This is a genomic window from Stutzerimonas azotifigens (assembly GCF_013522725.1).
GTDB lineage: Bacteria > Pseudomonadota > Gammaproteobacteria > Pseudomonadales > Pseudomonadaceae > Stutzerimonas > Stutzerimonas azotifigens_A.
Map to the genome: position 1 here is coordinate 286,588 of NZ_JAAMRF010000002.1, position 16,773 is coordinate 303,360.

Genomic DNA, 16,773 nt, shown 5'->3' on the forward strand with positions numbered 1-16,773 from the left:
AACGGGGCGGTATTATAGCGATCAAGTTCGCCTGCCGCGACATGCCGCTGGCGATAATCTGACCGATTGCGGCCTAGCCGATCACGGCTTTGCTTCTCTCTCGCCGCCATGTGTTTTTTGCCCGCTGCGTTCGCACCCATCGTCACGCAGCGTGGCTATATCAACGAGGTCGATATGTCCCAGTTCGAACTGGTCACGCGTTTCCAGCCGGCCGGCGACCAGCCGGAAGCCATCCGACAGATGATCGAAGGCATCGAGGCCGGTCTTTCCCACCAGACGTTGTTGGGGGTAACCGGATCGGGCAAGACCTTCAGTATCGCTAACGTCATCGCGCACGTGCAGCGTCCGACGCTGGTACTGGCGCCAAACAAGACGCTGGCCGCGCAGCTCTACGGCGAATTCAAGGCGTTTTTCCCGAACAATGCGGTCGAGTATTTCGTGTCCTACTACGACTACTATCAGCCGGAAGCCTACGTTCCGTCGTCGGACACTTTCATCGAGAAGGACGCCTCGATCAACGATCACATCGAGCAGATGCGTCTCTCGGCGACCAAGGCGCTGCTGGAGCGGCCGGACGCGATCATCGTCACCACGGTGTCGTGCATCTACGGTCTGGGCAGTCCCGAGACCTACCTGAAAATGGTGTTGCACATCGATCGTGGCGATCGCCTCGATCAGCGTGCGCTGCTGCGTCGGCTGACCGATCTGCAGTACACCCGCAACGAGATGGATTTCGCTCGCGCGACCTTCCGTGTGCGTGGCGACGTAATCGACGTGTATCCGGCCGAATCGGATCTCGAGGCGATCCGCATCGAGCTGTTCGACGACGAAGTGGAGAGCCTGTCGGCCTTCGATCCGCTGACCGGCGAGGTGATCCGCAAGCTGCCACGCTACACCTTCTACCCCAAGAGCCACTACGTGACCCCGCGCGAGACGCTGCTCGACGCCGTCGAGCGGATCAAGGACGAGCTCAAGGATCGCCTCGACTACCTGCGTTCCAACAACAAGCTCGTCGAGGCTCAGCGACTCGAGCAGCGCACTCGCTTCGATCTGGAAATGATCATGGAGCTGGGTTACTGCAACGGCATCGAGAACTACTCGCGCTACCTGTCGGGGCGCGAGCCAGGGCAGGCGCCGCCGACCCTGTACGACTACCTGCCAGCCGATGCGCTGTTGGTCATCGACGAGTCGCACGTGAGCGTTCCTCAGGTCGGCGCCATGTACAAGGGTGACCGGTCGCGCAAGGAAACGCTGGTGGAGTACGGGTTTCGTCTGCCCTCAGCGCTGGACAACCGGCCCATGCGCTTCGACGAGTGGGAAGCGGTCAGCCCGCAGACCATTTTCGTCTCGGCAACCCCGGGGCCTTACGAGGCCGAGCATGCCGGTCGGGTGGTAGAGCAGGTCGTGCGTCCTACCGGCCTGGTAGATCCGCAGATCGAGGTGCGTCCGGCGCTGACCCAGGTCGACGACCTGCTGTCGGAGATCCGCAAGTGCGTCGTCAACGAAGAGCGTGTGCTGGTCACGACCTTGACCAAACGGATGGCCGAGGACCTGACCGACTACCTGGGCGATCACGACGTGCGCGTGCGTTATCTGCATTCGGACATCGATACCGTCGAGCGTGTCGAGATCATCCGCGATCTTCGGCTTGGCACCTTCGATGTGCTGGTGGGGATCAACCTGTTGCGCGAGGGGTTGGATATGCCCGAGGTCTCGTTGGTAGCGATTCTCGATGCCGACAAGGAAGGTTTCCTGCGGTCGGAGCGTTCGCTGATTCAGACCATCGGCCGTGCGGCCCGGAACCTGAAGGGGCGGGCGATCCTCTACGCCGACAACATGACCGGATCGATGCAGCGGGCCATCGACGAGACCGAGCGGCGCCGCGCCAAGCAGATCGCATTCAACGAGGCCAACGGCATCACCCCTCAAGGCGTGACCAAGGACGTGCGCGACATTCTCGAAGGCGCGACGGTGCCCGGTTCGCGCAGCAAGAAGCGGCGCGGTGAAGCCAAGGCGGCGGAGGAGAGCGCCCGTTACGAGAACGAACTGCGCTCGCCAAGCGAAATCACCAAACGCATTCGCCAGCTCGAAGAGAAGATGCTCTCGCTGGCGCGCGATCTCGAGTTCGAGGCTGCGGCCCAGGCCCGCGACGAGATCCACAAGCTGCGTGAGCGGCTGTTGCAGGTCTAGGACGCCTGTGGAGCGAGCGGGTGGGTGCCTGTTACCATCGCGGCTTTACGGCGCCGCCGACGGGGCGGCGCCTTCCTGCTGTCGATCCAGAGAAGCCAATGACCACCGTTCGTACCCGCATCGCGCCTTCGCCCACCGGTGACCCCCACGTCGGCACGGCCTACATCGCTCTGTTCAACCTCTGCTTCGCCCGCCAGCACGGTGGGCAGTTCATCCTGCGCATCGAGGACACTGATCAGCTGCGCTCGACCCGTGAATCGGAGCAGCAGATCTATGACGCCCTTCGTTGGCTGGGTCTCGAATGGGACGAGGGCCCGGACGTTGGCGGCCCACACGGGCCGTACCGGCAGAGCGAGCGGGGCGAGATCTACAAGCGCTACTCGGACGAACTGGTCGCCAAGGGCCACGCCTTTCCCTGTTTCTGCAGTGCCGAGCGTCTCGACCAGGTACGTGCCAAGCAGATGGCCAACAAGGAAACCCCGCGCTACGACGGTCATTGCATGCACCTGGAGCCGTCCGAGGCGCAGCGCCGCATCGTAGCCGGCGAATCCCATGTCATCCGTATGAAGGTGCCGAGCGAGGGCGTCTGCCAGGTCCAGGACATGCTGCGCGGCACCGTCGAGATCGGCTGGGACCGCATGGACATGCAGGTGCTGATGAAGGCCGACGGTCTGCCCACTTATTTCCTCGCCAACGTGGTCGACGATCACCTGATGGGCATCACTCACGTCCTGCGTGGCGAGGAGTGGCTGCCGTCGGCCCCCAAGCTGATCAAGCTGTACGAGTATTTCGGCTGGGAACAGCCGCAGCTGTGCTACATGCCGCTGCTGCGCAATCCGGACAAGAGCAAGCTTTCCAAGCGCAAGAACCCGACCTCGGTGACCTTCTACGAGCGGATGGGCTTCCTGCCCCAGGCGATGCTCAATTACCTGGGACGCATGGGCTGGTCGATGCCGGACGAGAGGGAGAAGTTCACGCTGGACGAGATGATCGAGCACTTCGACATCAATCGCGTCTCGCTGGGCGGGCCGATCTTCGACATGGAGAAGCTCTCCTGGCTGAACGGTCAGTGGATTCGCGAGCTGAGTGTCGACGCCTTTGCTGTCGAAGTGCAGAAGTGGGCGCTCAATCCCGAATACCTGATGAAGATCGCCCCGCATGTGCAGGGCAGGGTGGAGACGTTCAGCCAGATCGCACCCCTGGCCGGTTTCTTCTTTGCCGGGGCACTGCCCCTCGATGCCTCGCTGTTCGAGCACAAGAAACTCGATGGCAATCAGGTACGCCAGCTCATGCAGCTGACGCTGTGGAAGCTCGAAGCGCTGCGGCAGTGGGACAAGGAGCGCATCACCGGCGCCATTCAGGCGGTGGCCGAGCACCTGCAGCTCAAGCTGCGCGACGTCATGCCGCTGATGTTCGCTGCCATCACCGGCCAGGCCAGCTCGGTGTCGGTGCTGGATGCGATGGAGATTCTGGGGCCGGATCTGACGCGTTTCCGGCTGCGTCAGGCCTTGGAGCTGCTTGGCGGTGCCTCGAAGAAAGAAGCCAAGGAGTGGGAAAAGCTTTTTGCTTCCATCGCTTGAACGATGAGCGGGCGGTTCGTTGAAAAAGGCCTCTGAGGTGCCGGCGTTTCGTTAAGTATTTGTTCTGCTGCCAAAAATCTTTTGCGCGTTGGAAAAAATATCATTGACACTGCCTGGGTCCGACCCTAATATGCGCCCCGTCCTTGAGATGGGGCTATAGCTCAGCTGGGAGAGCGCTTGCATGGCATGCAAGAGGTCGACGGTTCGATCCCGTCTAGCTCCACCAAATCTCGGATAACGAATTGCCACCAACCCGCCTCTCGGCGGGTTGCGTTTCAGAAGGGATTGCGTCCCCTTCGTCTAGTGGCCTAGGACACCGCCCTTTCACGGCGGTAACAGGGGTTCGAGTCCCCTAGGGGACGCCACTTTTCGCAGTGCCTGCACTGCACGTCGAGAGACGTAAACTCGGGGCTATAGCTCAGCTGGGAGAGCGCTTGCATGGCATGCAAGAGGTCGACGGTTCGATCCCGTCTAGCTCCACCAATTCCACGGTGCGTCCGGCGGTAATGGATGCATCTCGAAGGTTTCGTCCCCTTCGTCTAGTGGCCTAGGACACCGCCCTTTCACGGCGGTAACAGGGGTTCGAGTCCCCTAGGGGACGCCAGTTTTACTTGCCCGTTTTGGGTGCCAAAGGGTCATTTCTCACGAGATGGCCCTTTTTGTTTTGCCTGCGATTTGCACCGATGGTGCTATAGGCATTCGCTGCTTTTATCAATGGCTCTCGGACGCTGCTTGTTTGTTAGGGTAGAGCATTCGGGCGGGAGTCATCTGCCGGGGCGTGCGGTCTGTTCTGACGACGCTGTCGCGTTGCTCTCTCGACGCCATGACTGCTCAAAACATCCTGCAAGCGAGGTCCGCATGATCTTTCAGAAAGCCGACGCGTTCATCATCGACATCGAGGTCGGCGCCGAGCATATCGATGGGCTTGGGCATGCCAACAATGCGGTCTATGTGTCTTGGCTGGAGCGCTGCGCCTGGGAGCATTCCCAGCACCTGGGGCTGGGTCTGGACGATTACCGGCGCCTGGACCGGGCCATGGCGGTGCTGCGCCATGAAATCGACTACCTGGCGGCGGCCTATGAAGGGGACCGGTTGCAACTGGCCACCTGGATCGTGGATTCCGACCAGCGCCTGAAGATGAAGCGCAGCTTCCAGCTTGTGCGCCCCGCGGATGGAACGACGCTGATCAGTGCGCTGACCACGTTCGTCTGTATCGAACTCTCCAGCGGCAAGCCGAAGCGGATGCCTCCAGAGTTCATCGAGGGATACGGCAAGGCTTTGGTGCAGCCGTATCCGCTGGAGCTATGAGGCGTTAGCCACGTTTAGCTGCCGCCCTGTTCAGGGCGCTTCGCGTCGCTCTCGCGGCGCTGTTCGGCATCCTCGCGCCAGTCTTCCTGGACCTCCTTGCGCATTTTGGTACTCACGCCGTCGGGGTCGCGCTCATGAGTCCCGACGTCCCCGTCGTTGTGGGTTTCCTGCATTGCGCTGCCCTGGGTCTGGGCGCCGCTGCCTTGTTGGGCAAGCAGTTCAGAGGAAAAAGAGGCCGCCAGTACGAGCGCGCCAAGCTTTATCATGTTCATTGTCGATCTCCGTAACGCGGGTGGCGAAGAGGCTGCGTCTCTATAACCGACCCGGCCTGTCAGGAATTGTTCGTTTTTCACCCGTTCAGGTCATGCGCAAGCCTTGATGACGCAGCGAAAAATCATCCATGTTGACTGTGCAGCTCGTTCGCCCTCGTTTTTATGTGTTCGAATAGTCCGCGCAGGGCGCGGCGTTCGGGTTGTTTGCGTAATCGCCGTCTCGCGGCTCGAAGACCCCCGTCTCTCTGGAATTGGCCAAGTGCCGCAAAGAACACCGGCTCGCCGCCGCGAAGCGTGATGTGGTAGGGCTGTTTGATCTTCGGGTTGGCCTCGTCCTGCTTCCACTCGTACCACCCGTCTGGTGGTACGATCGCCCGGTCAGTCTTCCACACGACGCGGAAAAATGTGGTCGTCGCGGCGGTCTCCACCTTGGCATTGATCGCCGACGGGTCTCTTCCCCTGCGCCCAGACCGGGGCATATCCCATTTGATTGGCTTCCATGCGCAGCCCGTCAGCGTCTTGGTGCAGCAGCTGGACCCTGGATTGCGGCGGCACGTTGTAACGCCCGATCAGCTCGGGACTCAATCCTCCCAGCAACGGCAGCTGCACGCTAATCTTGTCGAGATACTCGTACGCGATTCGGTACTGGGCGAAACGTGCACACATGATGCCTCCGCACGTCTGCTCCAATTGGCCAGGCTGCAGCCTCAGAATACTGTATGTACATACAGCTATGAGGTCTCCACGCTCGGGGCACCGGCGCACACGATTTTAAGCATGGCACGACGTAGTGCTTCCATTCTCTCAGCCGTCGATCATCTCGGTGATCTTTTCGGCGAGGTCAGCCATCACGAAAGGCTTGGTAATTAGTTCCATCCCCGGTTCCAGATGACCATTGCCAACGGCGGCATTCTCCGCATAGCCTGTGACGAAAAGCACCTTTAGGTCGGGCCGCGAACTTCGGGCGGCATCCGCGACCTGGCGGCCGTTCATGCCACCGGGCAATCCGACGTCGGTGATCAGCAGATCGATCCGTGTGGCAGTTTCTAGAATCTTTAGGCCGGACGGCCCGTCCTCTGCTTCAAGGGTTGTATACCCCGCTTCCATTAGCACCTCGACAATAAGCATCCGCACGGTGGGCTCATCATCAATGACGAGCACCGTCTCGCCAGAGCCCATTTCAGATATTGAAGCATCAGTGTCCGTCGGCCCCGCCTCCAACGGACCTGTGTAGCGTGGGAGATAAAGGCACATCGTCGTGCCGTGTCCATCCTCGGAGTAGACCCGCACCTGCCCACCTGACTGGCGCACAAACCCGTGGATCATCGAGAGGCCGAGACCTGTTCCCTGCCCAATCGGCTTGGTCGTGAAAAACGGGTCGAAAATGCGGTCGACAATATCCTTGGGAATCCCGGTTCCGCTGTCGGTCACGCAGATCGAGATGTACTGGCCCGGCGGAAGATCACGCTCCGCGCCGGCGCGTCCATCGAGCCATTTGTTGGCGGTTTCTATCGTGATCCGCCCCCCTTCGGGCATTGCATCGCGCGCATTGATCGCGAGGTTGAGCAGCGCGCTTTCAAGCTGAGCCGGGTCGACCTTGGTCGACCAAAGCCCCGCCGCTCCCACTACTTCGACGAGGATGGACGGCCCGACGGTGCGCCGAATGAGGTCCTCCATGCCGAACATTAGCCGGTTGACGTCGGTGGGTTTTGGATCGAGGGTCTGGCGACGGGAGAAGGCCAGCAGTCGCTGAGTGAGGGCAGCCGCGCGTTGTGCTGAAGTTTGCGCGCCGACGATGAAGCGCTCAATGCCTTGGGTGCGACCCTGCGAAAGCCGGCGCTCTATCACTTCAAGGCTGCCACAAATGCCCGCCAGCAGATTGTTGAAGTCGTGAGCGATGCCGCCCGTGAGTTGCCCCACTGCTTCCATTTTCTGTGCCTGGCGTAGCGCCTCGTTGGCCTCGGTAAGTTCGGCCGTTCGCTCCTCAACACGCTGTTCCAGTGTTTGGTTGAGCCGCGAGAGTTCTCGATTTAGGTGATCTGCGTCCGATAGCGCAGCCGAAAGCTCGGTTGCTTTTTCGCGGATATCCGCCCGTGCTCGATCTAGGGCAGCGGCCAATTTATTGGCGCGATCGGTTGCGTCGCGGGCGACACCGACCAAGCCGCTGCTGGCAAGCTGCACTGCCTCCGCATTGAGAAGTGCCGACAGCAGAGGGGTATCGGCGAAGCGCTCAATCGGCAGCTGATACGCTGTCCCGATCAGCAAAAAGACGACTGAGTCGCATGCGAAGCCCAGCGCGGGCTTGGGCGTGCCCTGGTCCGGAAACGGGAGCTGGAGCGTGAATGTAGTCCCGGAGACCGGCTGCATCTTCAGAAAGGCACGCCAGGCCGGGCCGCCGGGCAACGTCTTCGGAAATCCGGGGGCTGGCAACAACGCGTCAATCTCCGCATCGCGCAGAAATATAAGGAACGCTTCGCCACCGGCTTCACGTGCAATCTGTGCTGCTTGCTCCGCCCGTCTCTCCGGCTGGGCTAAGCGGTTGGCGATTTCATGGATGTTGCTGAACACTATCAGTTCGGGAACAGGCACACGACCGCCGTGCAGTTGTGAAATCCCTCGAACTGCCCTTCAGCTCGAGCGATCTGGCCATGGGTATTGCAGCCCACGAGCGCAGCGTCCCCAATCCGGCTCGTCACTGCATCGACTTCGGTCTGGAAATGATCGCCACATCTCAGCCGCGTAGCAACGCAGTCGAAAAATAGCGCCGCCTTCGGCAGGTTAGGGCCAATTGCAGTAATTGCCGCATCTGTTGCGCGTTCGGCCGCTTCGGCCGCGGATGCATGTGAACTCTTCATGATCCGCACGACACTGCCGGTGGGGATTTCCGCCGCACAATGAAGAGATCCATCCTCATTGACAACGAGCGGCACCCGCAACCTGTAGCCGCTGCCTGTGTCTATGCCGATAATGTTCTGCAGAAAAAACGGGATTGGCGCAGCGCGGTCGATATGCTCGCCTTTGGCCTGCGCATGTTCCTCAAACGCTTCGATTGCGGGCAGGCCATTCAAGCTGACGAGCTTCAGACCAATCGCCTCCGTGACTCGTAAAGGCTCAGATGCCGGTTCCCACCCATGACTGACTCCGATCCCGAGCGGCTTTCGGGAGAGGATTTCGAGAGCCACTGCCGCATCCGAGAGCACTTGGGTCCCATGAAAGACGGTGGTGCGCTGGAAGTCGGCATTGTCGCCGGCGCCGCCCCCGAAGAACTGATATTCGCCTGCGGTCTCGAATGTCAGGGCATCGGTCAGAGTATCCGCATAGCCGGCCAAAGCATCGGTCAGGATCAAGGCCGATCGATGGGGGAAGGAATGATCCGCCGCGCCCGCGAAGCCACGCGCGATCTCGCGCGCCGCCGCGCTCGGATCATCCTTCAAACGATGGCCGATTTGCGCAGTAAACTTCGACTCTTCATCTCGGATTGCAAGCGCGGTCGCAAGCCCGACCCCAATCGTATCGTTCGTAAACTCTCCAGCTGAGGAGGCCCCGACGATTATTGAAGACGGCGCCGCGTTCTGGAGAGCCTCCAGCAAGAGTCGATGATCATAAGTTGGCGCCGCAAAAACAATGATAACGTGCGGGGGCAGCGGCAAGGCTGCATTTATCTGCTCACCAAGAGCAGCTCCTGCTACTGCGCTGTCGGTCTCTGCCGTCGATACTGCAACTGTGTTCGTGGACATCGCCTAGAAACCCATTGCGAGAAAGCCATAGCGGCTGGAAGGGGCCGGTCAACATACGGTGCTTGCAGCCCTTCGACTGCTGCTTTCGCGGGTAGTGCCCGTGTGGTGTAGGAACACCGATCTTCGGTATGGCCAAGGATGATCGGGCTGCCAGTGCCGGCAGGCTGATCGGGGTATCATCACTCAAGGTGCCGATTGTTTACAGCGTCATGTAGCGGCGCGACATCGACCCATTCGTCGTTTTGCTCGAGCATGAGCGCGCCGAAGAGGCGGATGACCGCGGCGGTGTTGAGGAAGATGCCGATGACGTCGGCCCGTCGCTTGATCTCTTTGTGGACGCGCTCGAGCGGATTCGTAGACGAGATCTGGGCGATGGAAGAGGCGCTTTACGAGACAACCATCCTGCGTCAGTTCGCGGGACTGAGTGTGGAGCGTATCCCTGACGAAACCACCATCCTCAACTTCCGCCGGCTGCTGGAGAAACACGTCGGAACAGGTGATGGGTGTGCTCGATTCACCCAACGCCAAAGTGGGGCCGCAACTCCTTCCGGCACGGTCGCGTGCCCACTGACGCCCGATTGGGGTATGCGGCGGGAGATAATGAGTCGAAGCTTTACCACGCGGTTCGATCAGTCGTGGGAGGTTGGGTGTAAGTAAGCAGCCAATCGATTCTGGAGACGCTACGGACGTTACGGGTATAGTGATGGTTATCCGAGTAGGGTGTGTGTCGCCTAGTCCAGTCGGTTGGAGAGATGAAATACCGGCTGGTTTGCAGCGATTAAAAAGACGGGTATCACAGCGGGTACCAAATCCGTAAGTTTCGATGAAATCCGAAGAAAATCAGCACTCTACTAAGCAAAGAAAAATCATCCATGTCGATTGCGATTGCTTCTACGCGGCGATCGAGATGCGCGACGACCCGAGTCTGGCCCAGCGGCCTTTGGCCGTGGGCGGCTCGGCCGATCGGCGCGGTGTGATATCGACCTGTAACTACGAGGCACGTGCCTATGGCGTGCGTTCGGCCATGGCTTCTGCGCACGCAGTCAAGCTGTGTCCTGATCTTTTGATCATCAAGCCGCGTTTCGAGGCCTACCGGGAAGCTTCGCAGGAAATCCACTCGATCTTTCGTACTTACACGGATCAGATCGAGCCGCTATCGCTGGACGAGGCTTTTCTGGATGTCAGCGGGTGCGAGCATCTTTCCGGCAGCGCGACGCGTATTGCTCAGGACATCCGCCGGCGCGTCTGGCAACAGCTACGCATCACGGTGTCGGCGGGCGTGGCGCCGAACAAGTTTCTCGCCAAGATCGCCAGCGACTGGAAAAAGCCCGACGGCCTGTTCGTCATCACGCCTGACCAGGTCGACGACTTCGTGCGCGTGTTGCCCGTCAACAAGCTGCATGGTGTGGGCAAAGTGACGGCTGAAAAACTGTCGAGGCTGGGGATTCGAGACTGCGGCGATCTGCGTGAGTGGAATCGGCTGGACCTGGTGCGCGAGTTCGGTGCTTTCGGCGAAAGATTGTGGGGATTGGCGCGAGGGATAGACGAGCGTCCCGTTCAGGTCGAGAGCCGGCGCCAGTCGGTCAGCGTGGAGCAGACTTACGATAAGGACCTACCCGACCTCAACGCCTGCCTGATGCGCCTTCCGGAGCTCATGACCGATCTGGAGAAACGTCTGGCTCGGCTGGACAGCGGATACCGGCCGGGCAAGCCGTTCGTCAAGGTGAAGTTTCATGACTTCACCCAGACCACGCTCGAGCAGAGCGGGGCGGGGCTTGCGCTTGAGGACTACGCCTCGCTGATGGCGACAGCCTTTGCTCGTGGTGGCAAGCCGGTGAGGCTGCTGGGCGTCGGGGTTCGTCTGGTCGATCTACGCAGTCGCTTCGAGCAGCTGCGGCTGTTTTGAGCGGAGACGAAAAGGGCCGCTCGATGCGGCCCTTTCGTGTTGCGATAAAAGAGGGGAATCCCCGGCCTGCCTGTACCAAGGTCCCCGAAACTGGTACAGGTCTTAATGCATGGCCTGTGCCAGTTTCGTTTGGCGTTGGTCCTTTAGCCCTGAATTGCGTGTCAAGCGCCGTTCCGAACGCTCAGAGAGTCCGATTCGAGGGGCTTGCAGGTGCTGGAGCGGCGGCGATTGCCATTTTGCTCGGCGAGATCGCCAAGGCGCACAGAGCGCAGCCAACGTTAGACGTTGTGGCGGCGCGCGCCGATGCGCCCCGGAAGCGCAGCAGAGCGCGCGAATGCGCAAGAATGGCGCACGCTATTCATCGGCCGGCCACAGGCGCATGGGCGCACCCTGATCCGGCCACAGGCGCAGCTGATCGAGGTTGGAGATGTCCCAGCGCTGAACGCGGCCCAGGGTCTCGAGGAAGTGGTTTTCCTGCGCCATGATCGCTTCGTTGCAGGCACGGCGGGTACTGCCCAGTTCGCTGAAGCGAAGCTGTTCGCCGTCACGCACATAGCTGCCGAACCAGTGGTTGCAGCCGCCGTTGCCATAAGCGCGTCCATCGGCGAGAACCAGTGTGACCTGGGTTCGGCCGATCACCGGTTCGTCACCGATCCACTCGGTGGCGTAGGTGACGTTCTCCTGTAACGGCGTGGGCTCGGTTGCGCAACCGCCCAGTCCCAGCACCAGTGGCGAAAGCGCGAGGGCCAGGGACCTCATGGCTGTAGCGTCCGGCATTTGCCGCACAGGTGCTTGCCGGATGCGGTGCTCGACCAGCCGAGCTCGGCGATGCGCGCTTCGGCGGCCGGTTTGCGGGCGGCTTCACCCAAGGCTGCATCGACCGCAAACTCGAAGTCCAGGCGCTTGCCGCAGCTGTCGCAGTCCACCTGCCAGTTGAGGATCGCCAGTTCGCGGAACACTGGCCCATCGGCCACCGCCAGCCATTGTCCGGGTGGGTTGATCAGGTGGCGGACCTTCTCGACGGTCAGACGCTGCGAGAGCTCGCGGCTGCCTTTTAGGGTAACCAGCAGGGTGTCGCCGGCAAGAATGGAGCCGCCGGTTCCGGTGACCTGGTAGCGGCCAGGTGCCAGCGCACGGCATTCACTCAAGGTATGGGCGGGGTTGAGCAGGGTGTAGCGAAAATCGTGTTCGGCCATTTCGATCGACTAGCAAGCAGCAACGACTGCGGGGTTCGTCATGCTAGCACGGCGAACCCCGTCACGATGACCGGTCGGGCCGCAGGCGTGTTGCCGCGGCGCGCCCTGCGTGCGTCAGAGGCGCTTGTTGGCGAAGGTGGTCTCGAAGAAGCGCTGCATGTCGCCCCACGAACGCTCGTCGGCCTGCTTGTCGTACCCCAGGTCCAGCCCATGGCCGGCATGGGCGTCGGCATTCGGGTTGCTGAAGCCGTGCTTGGCGCCGGGCAGGCTGACGAACTGGAAGTCGGCGCCGGCTTTGACCATCTCGACGGCGAGGGCGCCGATGTCGTCTTCGCTCACCATGCTGTCCTCACTGCCGTGCTCGACCAGTACGCGTGCCTTGACGCTTCCCGGAGCCGCCCGCGTAGCAGTGGCGAGGGCGCCGTGGAAGCTGACCACGCCATCCAGCGGAACGCCCTGGCGCGCCATGTCCAGGACCACCTTTCCGCCGAAGCAATAGCCGATGGCGCCGAGCCTGGAGTCGTCGGTCTGCGGTTGCGCCTTGAGCAGCTCCAGGCCCGCATTGAAGCGGCCCTTGGCGGCGTCCGCATTGGCCAGCGCCGCCTCCATGAAGCCCATCGCGTCCTTGGGGTGCTCGGTGTTCTTGCCCTCGCCGTACATGTCGATGGCCAGGGCGCTATAGCCCAACTCGGCCAGGTCGCGGGCGCGGCGCTTGGTGTAGTCGTTCAGCCCCCACCATTCATGGACGACGACGATGCCGGGACGCGCGCCTTCGATGGCGTCGTCATAGGCGTAATAGCCAATCATCTGGGTGCCGTCGGCCGCCGTGTAAGGCATTTCCTGGGTCTGGATCTCGGCGTGAGCAACTGCGCTGAGGGTCATCAGCAGGCTGAGCAGGCGTAGGCGCATCGAATTGTTCTCCCTTGAGTCATGGGCCGCACAGACAGGGCGGCGGCTGTTGGACTGTTGTCGATGGTGCTGGTTGCATTTCTTGTAGCAGGCCTGCTTCGGTAGCGTCGAGTGTGGCCTTGTTGATCGCTATGCATTGAAAATGCATGAACATCAGTCCCATCGCGCCGCTGGGCATGCTGCCGGTATGCCAGTGCTCCGGCAAGCGACCCGTGCTGAGCTAGACGTGTAATCCTCTTCTTTGGGCTCTTCATAAGGGTAGCGCGCGAGTGATTGCTCGCTGCCGAGGATTTTTTTCCGGGATTACACGGCCGGCCTGGTTTCTGGTCTTGTGGGGGGCAAGCGCGATCAGGCAAGTCATTGACGCGGATCAATCGCACCGCACATGCCGCCTGCGGTGCGGTCTGTGGTAGGTTGCGCGCGTTTTTTCGCCTGCTCGACGGAGACCCGGACGCCAAATGGCTATCAACACTGACACAGCCCACCTCAGGCAGGGCACGACGGCTTATCGGCGAGCGACGCTGGCGTTGTTCTGTGCAGGCTTCGCCACCTTCGCATTGCTGTATTGCGTGCAGCCCCTATTGCCGTCGCTGGCGGCAGCGTTTCGAGTCTCGGCGGCGAGTAGCAGTCTTGTGCTTTCGTTGAGCACGCTCAGCCTTGCGGTCAGCCTGCTGATCGCTGGAGCGCTGGGCGAAGCCTGGGGTCGCAAACCGGTGATGGCCGCCGCGCTGGGGCTCTCCTGCCTCCTCGGGCTGGCCTGTGTGCTGGTCGAGTCCTGGCAACTGCTCCTGATTCTGCGTGCGTTGCTCGGGGTCGCGCTGAGCGGGCTGCCGGCCTTGGCGATGGCCTACGTCGGCGAGGAGTTCGAGCCCGCATCGTTGCCCGCGGCGATGGGCCTGTACATCGGAGGCACGGCGCTGGGTGGGTTGCTCGGTCGGCTGCTGGCCGGCCTGCTCAGCGATATCGGCGGCTGGAAGCTGGCGTTGGGCGGCATCGCCGGGATGGCGTTGATCTCGCTGGCGCTGTTCTTCTGGCTGCTGCCGGCTTCCCGGCATTTCAAGGCCCAGCCGCTATCGCTACGCGGGCTGGCCGGCAACTTCGCCGCTCACCTGCGCAGCCCCATGCTGCGGCGGTTGTTCCTGCTGGGTTTCCTGCTGATGGGCGGCTTCGTTGCGCTGTTCAACTACATCGGTTTTCGCCTGGCGGGCGATCCGTTCAGGTTGTCCTCCACCGTCATCGGCCTGCTGTTCACCGTCTACCTGGCGGGCATTTTCAGCGCCGGCTGGGCAGGGCGACTGGTGCCGCGGTTCGGTGCGCGGCAGGTATTGCTGCTGGGGATCGCGCTGATGCTGGTTGGCGTCGGTCTCTGCGCGACGCCGTGGCTGGCGGCCATCATCCTCGGGCTGGGGTTGTTCACCCTGGGCTTCTTCGCGGCCCATGCAGTGGCCAGCGGGCAGGTGGGGTATCACGCACAGGGCGCCAAGGCGCAGGCCTCGGCGCTGTATCTGTTCGCCTATTACCTGGGGTCGAGCCTGGTGGGCTACCTGGGTGGCTATATCTGGGAGCATGCTGGCTGGCTTGCCCTGGTCGCAGCACTGGCGGCCCTGTTCGTTCTTGCCGGTGGATTGGCGCGGCGCTTGCCATAGCGCCCCGCGAGAGGCTCACTCCTCCCGTTGCTGTCCGCTGAAGGTCAGCGTCGCCCGGCAACGTCGGCAGATGTAACGCCGGCCTTTGGCGACCAGTGCGTGACGCTGCGCGGTGAACGAGAACTCCTGTTCGATGCAGTCGCAGCGGTAAAGGTAGCGCGTGCCGCGTCGGCGGGGCACTTCATAGGTGTGGCAGCGGTCAGGGGGCAGTTCGTACACGCCGCGCATGATTAGTTGCCATTCTTCCCCGTGGGGCCTGATCTGCGGGCCGAACAGCTGGTGTGCGACCAGGTGGGCGACTTCGTGCGCCACTGTCTGGCGCAGGAAATGTTCACGGTTCTGTTCGTACAGCTGGGCGTTGAAGCGCAGCAGATTCTGCTGCAGATGCGCGACGCCGGCCTTTTGCCCGCGCAGCTTGAGACTGACGTCGGGGCGGGCAAAGGGCTGTTTGAAAAAGGCCTCGGCGAGCTGATAGCAGCTCTCCACGCGGGCCAGCAGGCGTTCGGGCATGATCGGGGCTCCAGGCAGGCCGCGATTATGCCAAAAGCGAGCAGCCCTTACAGGCCGCCTGGTTCCTCCTGCGGTCGCTCGTCCTGGGTGCCGTAGCTCTGGGCTTCCTGAACGGTGCGCTCGTAGGTCGGATCGAGTGCCAGTACCCAGAACAGGATCATCGGTACCTTGAGGTTGACCAGCACCAGCAAGCCGATGCCCCAGGTGCAGGCGCCATAGAAGAATGTCTTGCGCTTGTCGATGTGCATGAACCTGGGCAGGCCGACGAACAGCAGGTAGGTCGAGTAGGCGCCAGCGGCGAGCAGTACGAAAATGGCGACCCAGCGCGTTGGATAGAGTGCACCGAGGCCCGCGATCAGGAACGGGCTGATGATGTAGGCCACGAAGCCCACGCACTGGTTGAAGGTCGCCCGCGACTCGAAATGGCGCGAGAGCCACTGCAGAAGCAGGCCCATGATGAAGGTGCCGAGAATGATGGTGATGTAGATCAGCCCGCTCAGCTGCAGGGCGCTGCGGGTATCGAGGCGGATGCGTTCCGCGTCGACCAGGCTCCAGCCGACGTAGCGTGTACCGATGAACATGCAGATGGCCGGAAGCAGGGTGAACAGCAGCAGGTGGGGGATGTACTTGGAACTGTTTTTCTCCTCGTCTTGGCGAATGTCCGCCCATGCCTTCTCAGGCTTGGTCATCAGGGTAAACAGGTGCGGGATCATTGGACTCTCCATCTGCCTTCAGGGCCTGCCGTGTAAACACACGGACTGGCGATGCTGTTTAGAACGGCAGATGGGGCGAGGGTTTCGTCGAAGAACGGGGTGCGGCAAATGAAACGGGCCGCGCAAGGCGGCCCATTGGCGGGCTCGATGCCGGTCAGCGCACGTAGACCGGACCGATACCCATGCCCCATGTGATGACCGATACGGCAATGATGGCTACCAGTACGACCAGTCCCACGGCCAGTACCGAACTCGAGAACAGGAAGCCTTCATCGGAATGGATATTCATGAAGGTCGGCAATCCCACATAAAGCAGATACACCGTGTAGCAGATCGATGCAGTCCCCACCAGCATGCCCAACCACAAGTGCGGATAGAGGGCGGCGAGCCCTCCGATGAACAGCGGCGTGGCCGTATAGGCCGCGAATACCACACACTGGGCCAAGGTCGGATTGGAATCGTAGGTGCGCGACATCCAGTGGATGAAGGCCCCCATCACCGCAACGCCAGCGAGCATGCACAAATAGGACATCAGCGTCAGTTGGAAGGCACTCGACTCGGTGAGCTTCACCGGCGTGCCACCGCCGATGCTCCAACCCATCTGCGTCGTGCCTATATAAGCGGAAACGGCCGGTATCGCTGCCAGTACCAAAACATGGGTCAGGTACATATGGCTGATGGTTTCTTCTTCACCGCGGATCTGTTGCCACTCTTGGCCTGGATGCGTGAACAGGCCCCACACATGATTGATCATGCCGACTTCTCCTCTTGGTAGGAGGTCGCGCGCATAACCAATCGACCCCGGC

General features: G+C 61.5%; 16 protein-coding genes, 4 tRNA genes and 2 pseudogenes. 10 read left to right on the top strand and 12 right to left on the bottom strand.

The window, feature by feature from the left end; all coding sequences use genetic code 11:
- The first annotated feature begins 174 nt into the window (after positions 1–174).
- The 7 genes from uvrB (at position 175) to G7026_RS04275 (ending at position 5,078) form a co-directional block, all read left to right on the top strand.
- Positions 175–2,190, top strand: a complete 2,016-nt coding sequence (uvrB, locus tag G7026_RS04245; protein ID WP_181069523.1) for an excinuclease ABC subunit UvrB — start codon at positions 175–177, stop codon at positions 2,188–2,190.
- A 98-nt stretch (positions 2,191–2,288) separates the two neighbouring features.
- Positions 2,289–3,770 carry a glutamate--tRNA ligase gene (gene gltX / locus G7026_RS04250; protein WP_181069524.1) on the top strand — a complete coding sequence of 494 codons (1,482 nt, stop codon included), beginning with the start codon at positions 2,289–2,291 and terminating at the stop codon, positions 3,768–3,770.
- Between the two features lie 150 nt (positions 3,771–3,920).
- Positions 3,921–3,996, top strand: a tRNA-Ala gene (locus tag G7026_RS04255).
- A 63-nt stretch (positions 3,997–4,059) separates the two neighbouring features.
- A tRNA-Glu gene (locus G7026_RS04260) sits at positions 4,060–4,135 on the top strand.
- A gap of 42 nt (positions 4,136–4,177) precedes the next feature.
- Positions 4,178–4,253 (top strand) — tRNA-Ala (locus G7026_RS04265).
- A 45-nt stretch (positions 4,254–4,298) separates the two neighbouring features.
- A tRNA-Glu gene (locus G7026_RS04270) sits at positions 4,299–4,374 on the top strand.
- A 254-nt stretch (positions 4,375–4,628) separates the two neighbouring features.
- Positions 4,629–5,078 (top strand): acyl-CoA thioesterase, encoded by a 450-nt coding sequence (locus G7026_RS04275; RefSeq protein WP_181069525.1) that lies wholly within the window; start codon positions 4,629–4,631, stop codon positions 5,076–5,078.
- A 14-nt stretch (positions 5,079–5,092) separates the two neighbouring features.
- Here the strand turns inward: G7026_RS04275 and G7026_RS04280 are convergent, their stop codons facing one another.
- The 6 genes and pseudogenes from G7026_RS04280 to G7026_RS04300 form a co-directional block, all read right to left on the bottom strand.
- Positions 5,093–5,350, bottom strand: coding sequence for a hypothetical protein (locus tag G7026_RS04280; RefSeq protein ID WP_181069526.1), 258 nt, complete (start codon positions 5,348–5,350; stop codon positions 5,093–5,095).
- A 122-nt stretch (positions 5,351–5,472) separates the two neighbouring features.
- The gene (locus G7026_RS22585; RefSeq protein ID WP_258190168.1) at positions 5,473–5,829 is read right to left on the bottom strand and encodes an SOS response-associated peptidase; all 357 of its coding nucleotides are present in this window, start codon (positions 5,827–5,829) and stop codon (positions 5,473–5,475) included.
- Positions 5,729–6,016 (bottom strand): hypothetical protein, encoded by a 288-nt coding sequence (locus G7026_RS22590; protein ID WP_258190179.1) that lies wholly within the window; start codon positions 6,014–6,016, stop codon positions 5,729–5,731. The genes G7026_RS22585 and G7026_RS22590 overlap by 101 nt, the downstream gene beginning before the upstream one ends.
- 138 nt (positions 6,017–6,154) lie before the next feature.
- Positions 6,155–7,939 carry an ATP-binding protein gene (locus tag G7026_RS04290; RefSeq protein WP_308811756.1) on the bottom strand — a complete coding sequence of 595 codons (1,785 nt, stop codon included), beginning with the start codon at positions 7,937–7,939 and terminating at the stop codon, positions 6,155–6,157.
- Positions 7,921–9,087 (bottom strand): FIST signal transduction protein, encoded by a 1,167-nt coding sequence (locus G7026_RS04295; RefSeq protein ID WP_181069527.1) that lies wholly within the window; start codon positions 9,085–9,087, stop codon positions 7,921–7,923. Before G7026_RS04295 ends, G7026_RS04290 begins: the two co-directional genes overlap by 19 nt.
- A gap of 199 nt (positions 9,088–9,286) precedes the next feature.
- Positions 9,287–9,455: pseudogene (locus G7026_RS04300) on the bottom strand (transposase); the annotation flags it as partial.
- A gap of 1 nt (position 9,456) precedes the next feature.
- Here G7026_RS04300 and G7026_RS04305 point away from each other — a divergent pair.
- Positions 9,457–9,573: pseudogene (locus G7026_RS04305) on the top strand (transposase); the annotation flags it as partial.
- Between the two features lie 337 nt (positions 9,574–9,910).
- Complete coding sequence (gene dinB, locus G7026_RS04310; RefSeq protein ID WP_181069528.1) at positions 9,911–10,993, top strand: DNA polymerase IV; 1,083 nt, start codon at positions 9,911–9,913, stop codon at positions 10,991–10,993.
- A 354-nt stretch (positions 10,994–11,347) separates the two neighbouring features.
- Here the strand turns inward: dinB and G7026_RS04315 are convergent, their stop codons facing one another.
- The 3 genes from G7026_RS04315 to G7026_RS04325 form a co-directional block, all read right to left on the bottom strand.
- Positions 11,348–11,752, bottom strand: coding sequence for an META domain-containing protein (locus G7026_RS04315; protein WP_375138183.1), 405 nt, complete (start codon positions 11,750–11,752; stop codon positions 11,348–11,350).
- On the bottom strand, positions 11,749–12,189 hold the full coding sequence (locus tag G7026_RS04320) for a hypothetical protein (RefSeq protein WP_181069529.1): 441 nt from the start codon (positions 12,187–12,189) through the stop codon (positions 11,749–11,751). The genes G7026_RS04315 and G7026_RS04320 overlap by 4 nt, the downstream gene beginning before the upstream one ends.
- A 114-nt stretch (positions 12,190–12,303) precedes the next feature.
- On the bottom strand, positions 12,304–13,098 hold the full coding sequence (locus tag G7026_RS04325) for a dienelactone hydrolase family protein (protein WP_181069530.1): 795 nt from the start codon (positions 13,096–13,098) through the stop codon (positions 12,304–12,306).
- Between the two features lie 458 nt (positions 13,099–13,556).
- On the opposite strand from G7026_RS04325, the gene G7026_RS04330 reads away from it, so the two are divergent.
- Positions 13,557–14,744: an MFS transporter gene (locus G7026_RS04330; protein WP_181069531.1), complete on the top strand. Its 1,188-nt coding sequence runs from the start codon at positions 13,557–13,559 to the stop codon at positions 14,742–14,744.
- Positions 14,745–14,759: 15 nt separating this feature from the next.
- Here G7026_RS04330 and G7026_RS04335 read toward each other — a convergent pair whose 3' ends face one another.
- The 3 genes from G7026_RS04335 to G7026_RS04345 all read right to left on the bottom strand — a co-directional run bounded on the left by G7026_RS04335 (position 14,760) and on the right by G7026_RS04345 (position 16,721).
- Positions 14,760–15,254, bottom strand: coding sequence for a SprT family zinc-dependent metalloprotease (locus G7026_RS04335; protein WP_181069532.1), 495 nt, complete (start codon positions 15,252–15,254; stop codon positions 14,760–14,762).
- A gap of 47 nt (positions 15,255–15,301) precedes the next feature.
- Entirely contained in the window at positions 15,302–15,967 is a 666-nt protein-coding gene (locus G7026_RS04340; RefSeq protein ID WP_181069533.1) for a Yip1 family protein, read from the bottom strand.
- A gap of 154 nt (positions 15,968–16,121) precedes the next feature.
- Entirely contained in the window at positions 16,122–16,721 is a 600-nt protein-coding gene (locus G7026_RS04345; RefSeq protein ID WP_181069534.1) for a Yip1 family protein, read from the bottom strand.
- Between the last annotated feature and the right edge of the window lie 52 nt (positions 16,722–16,773).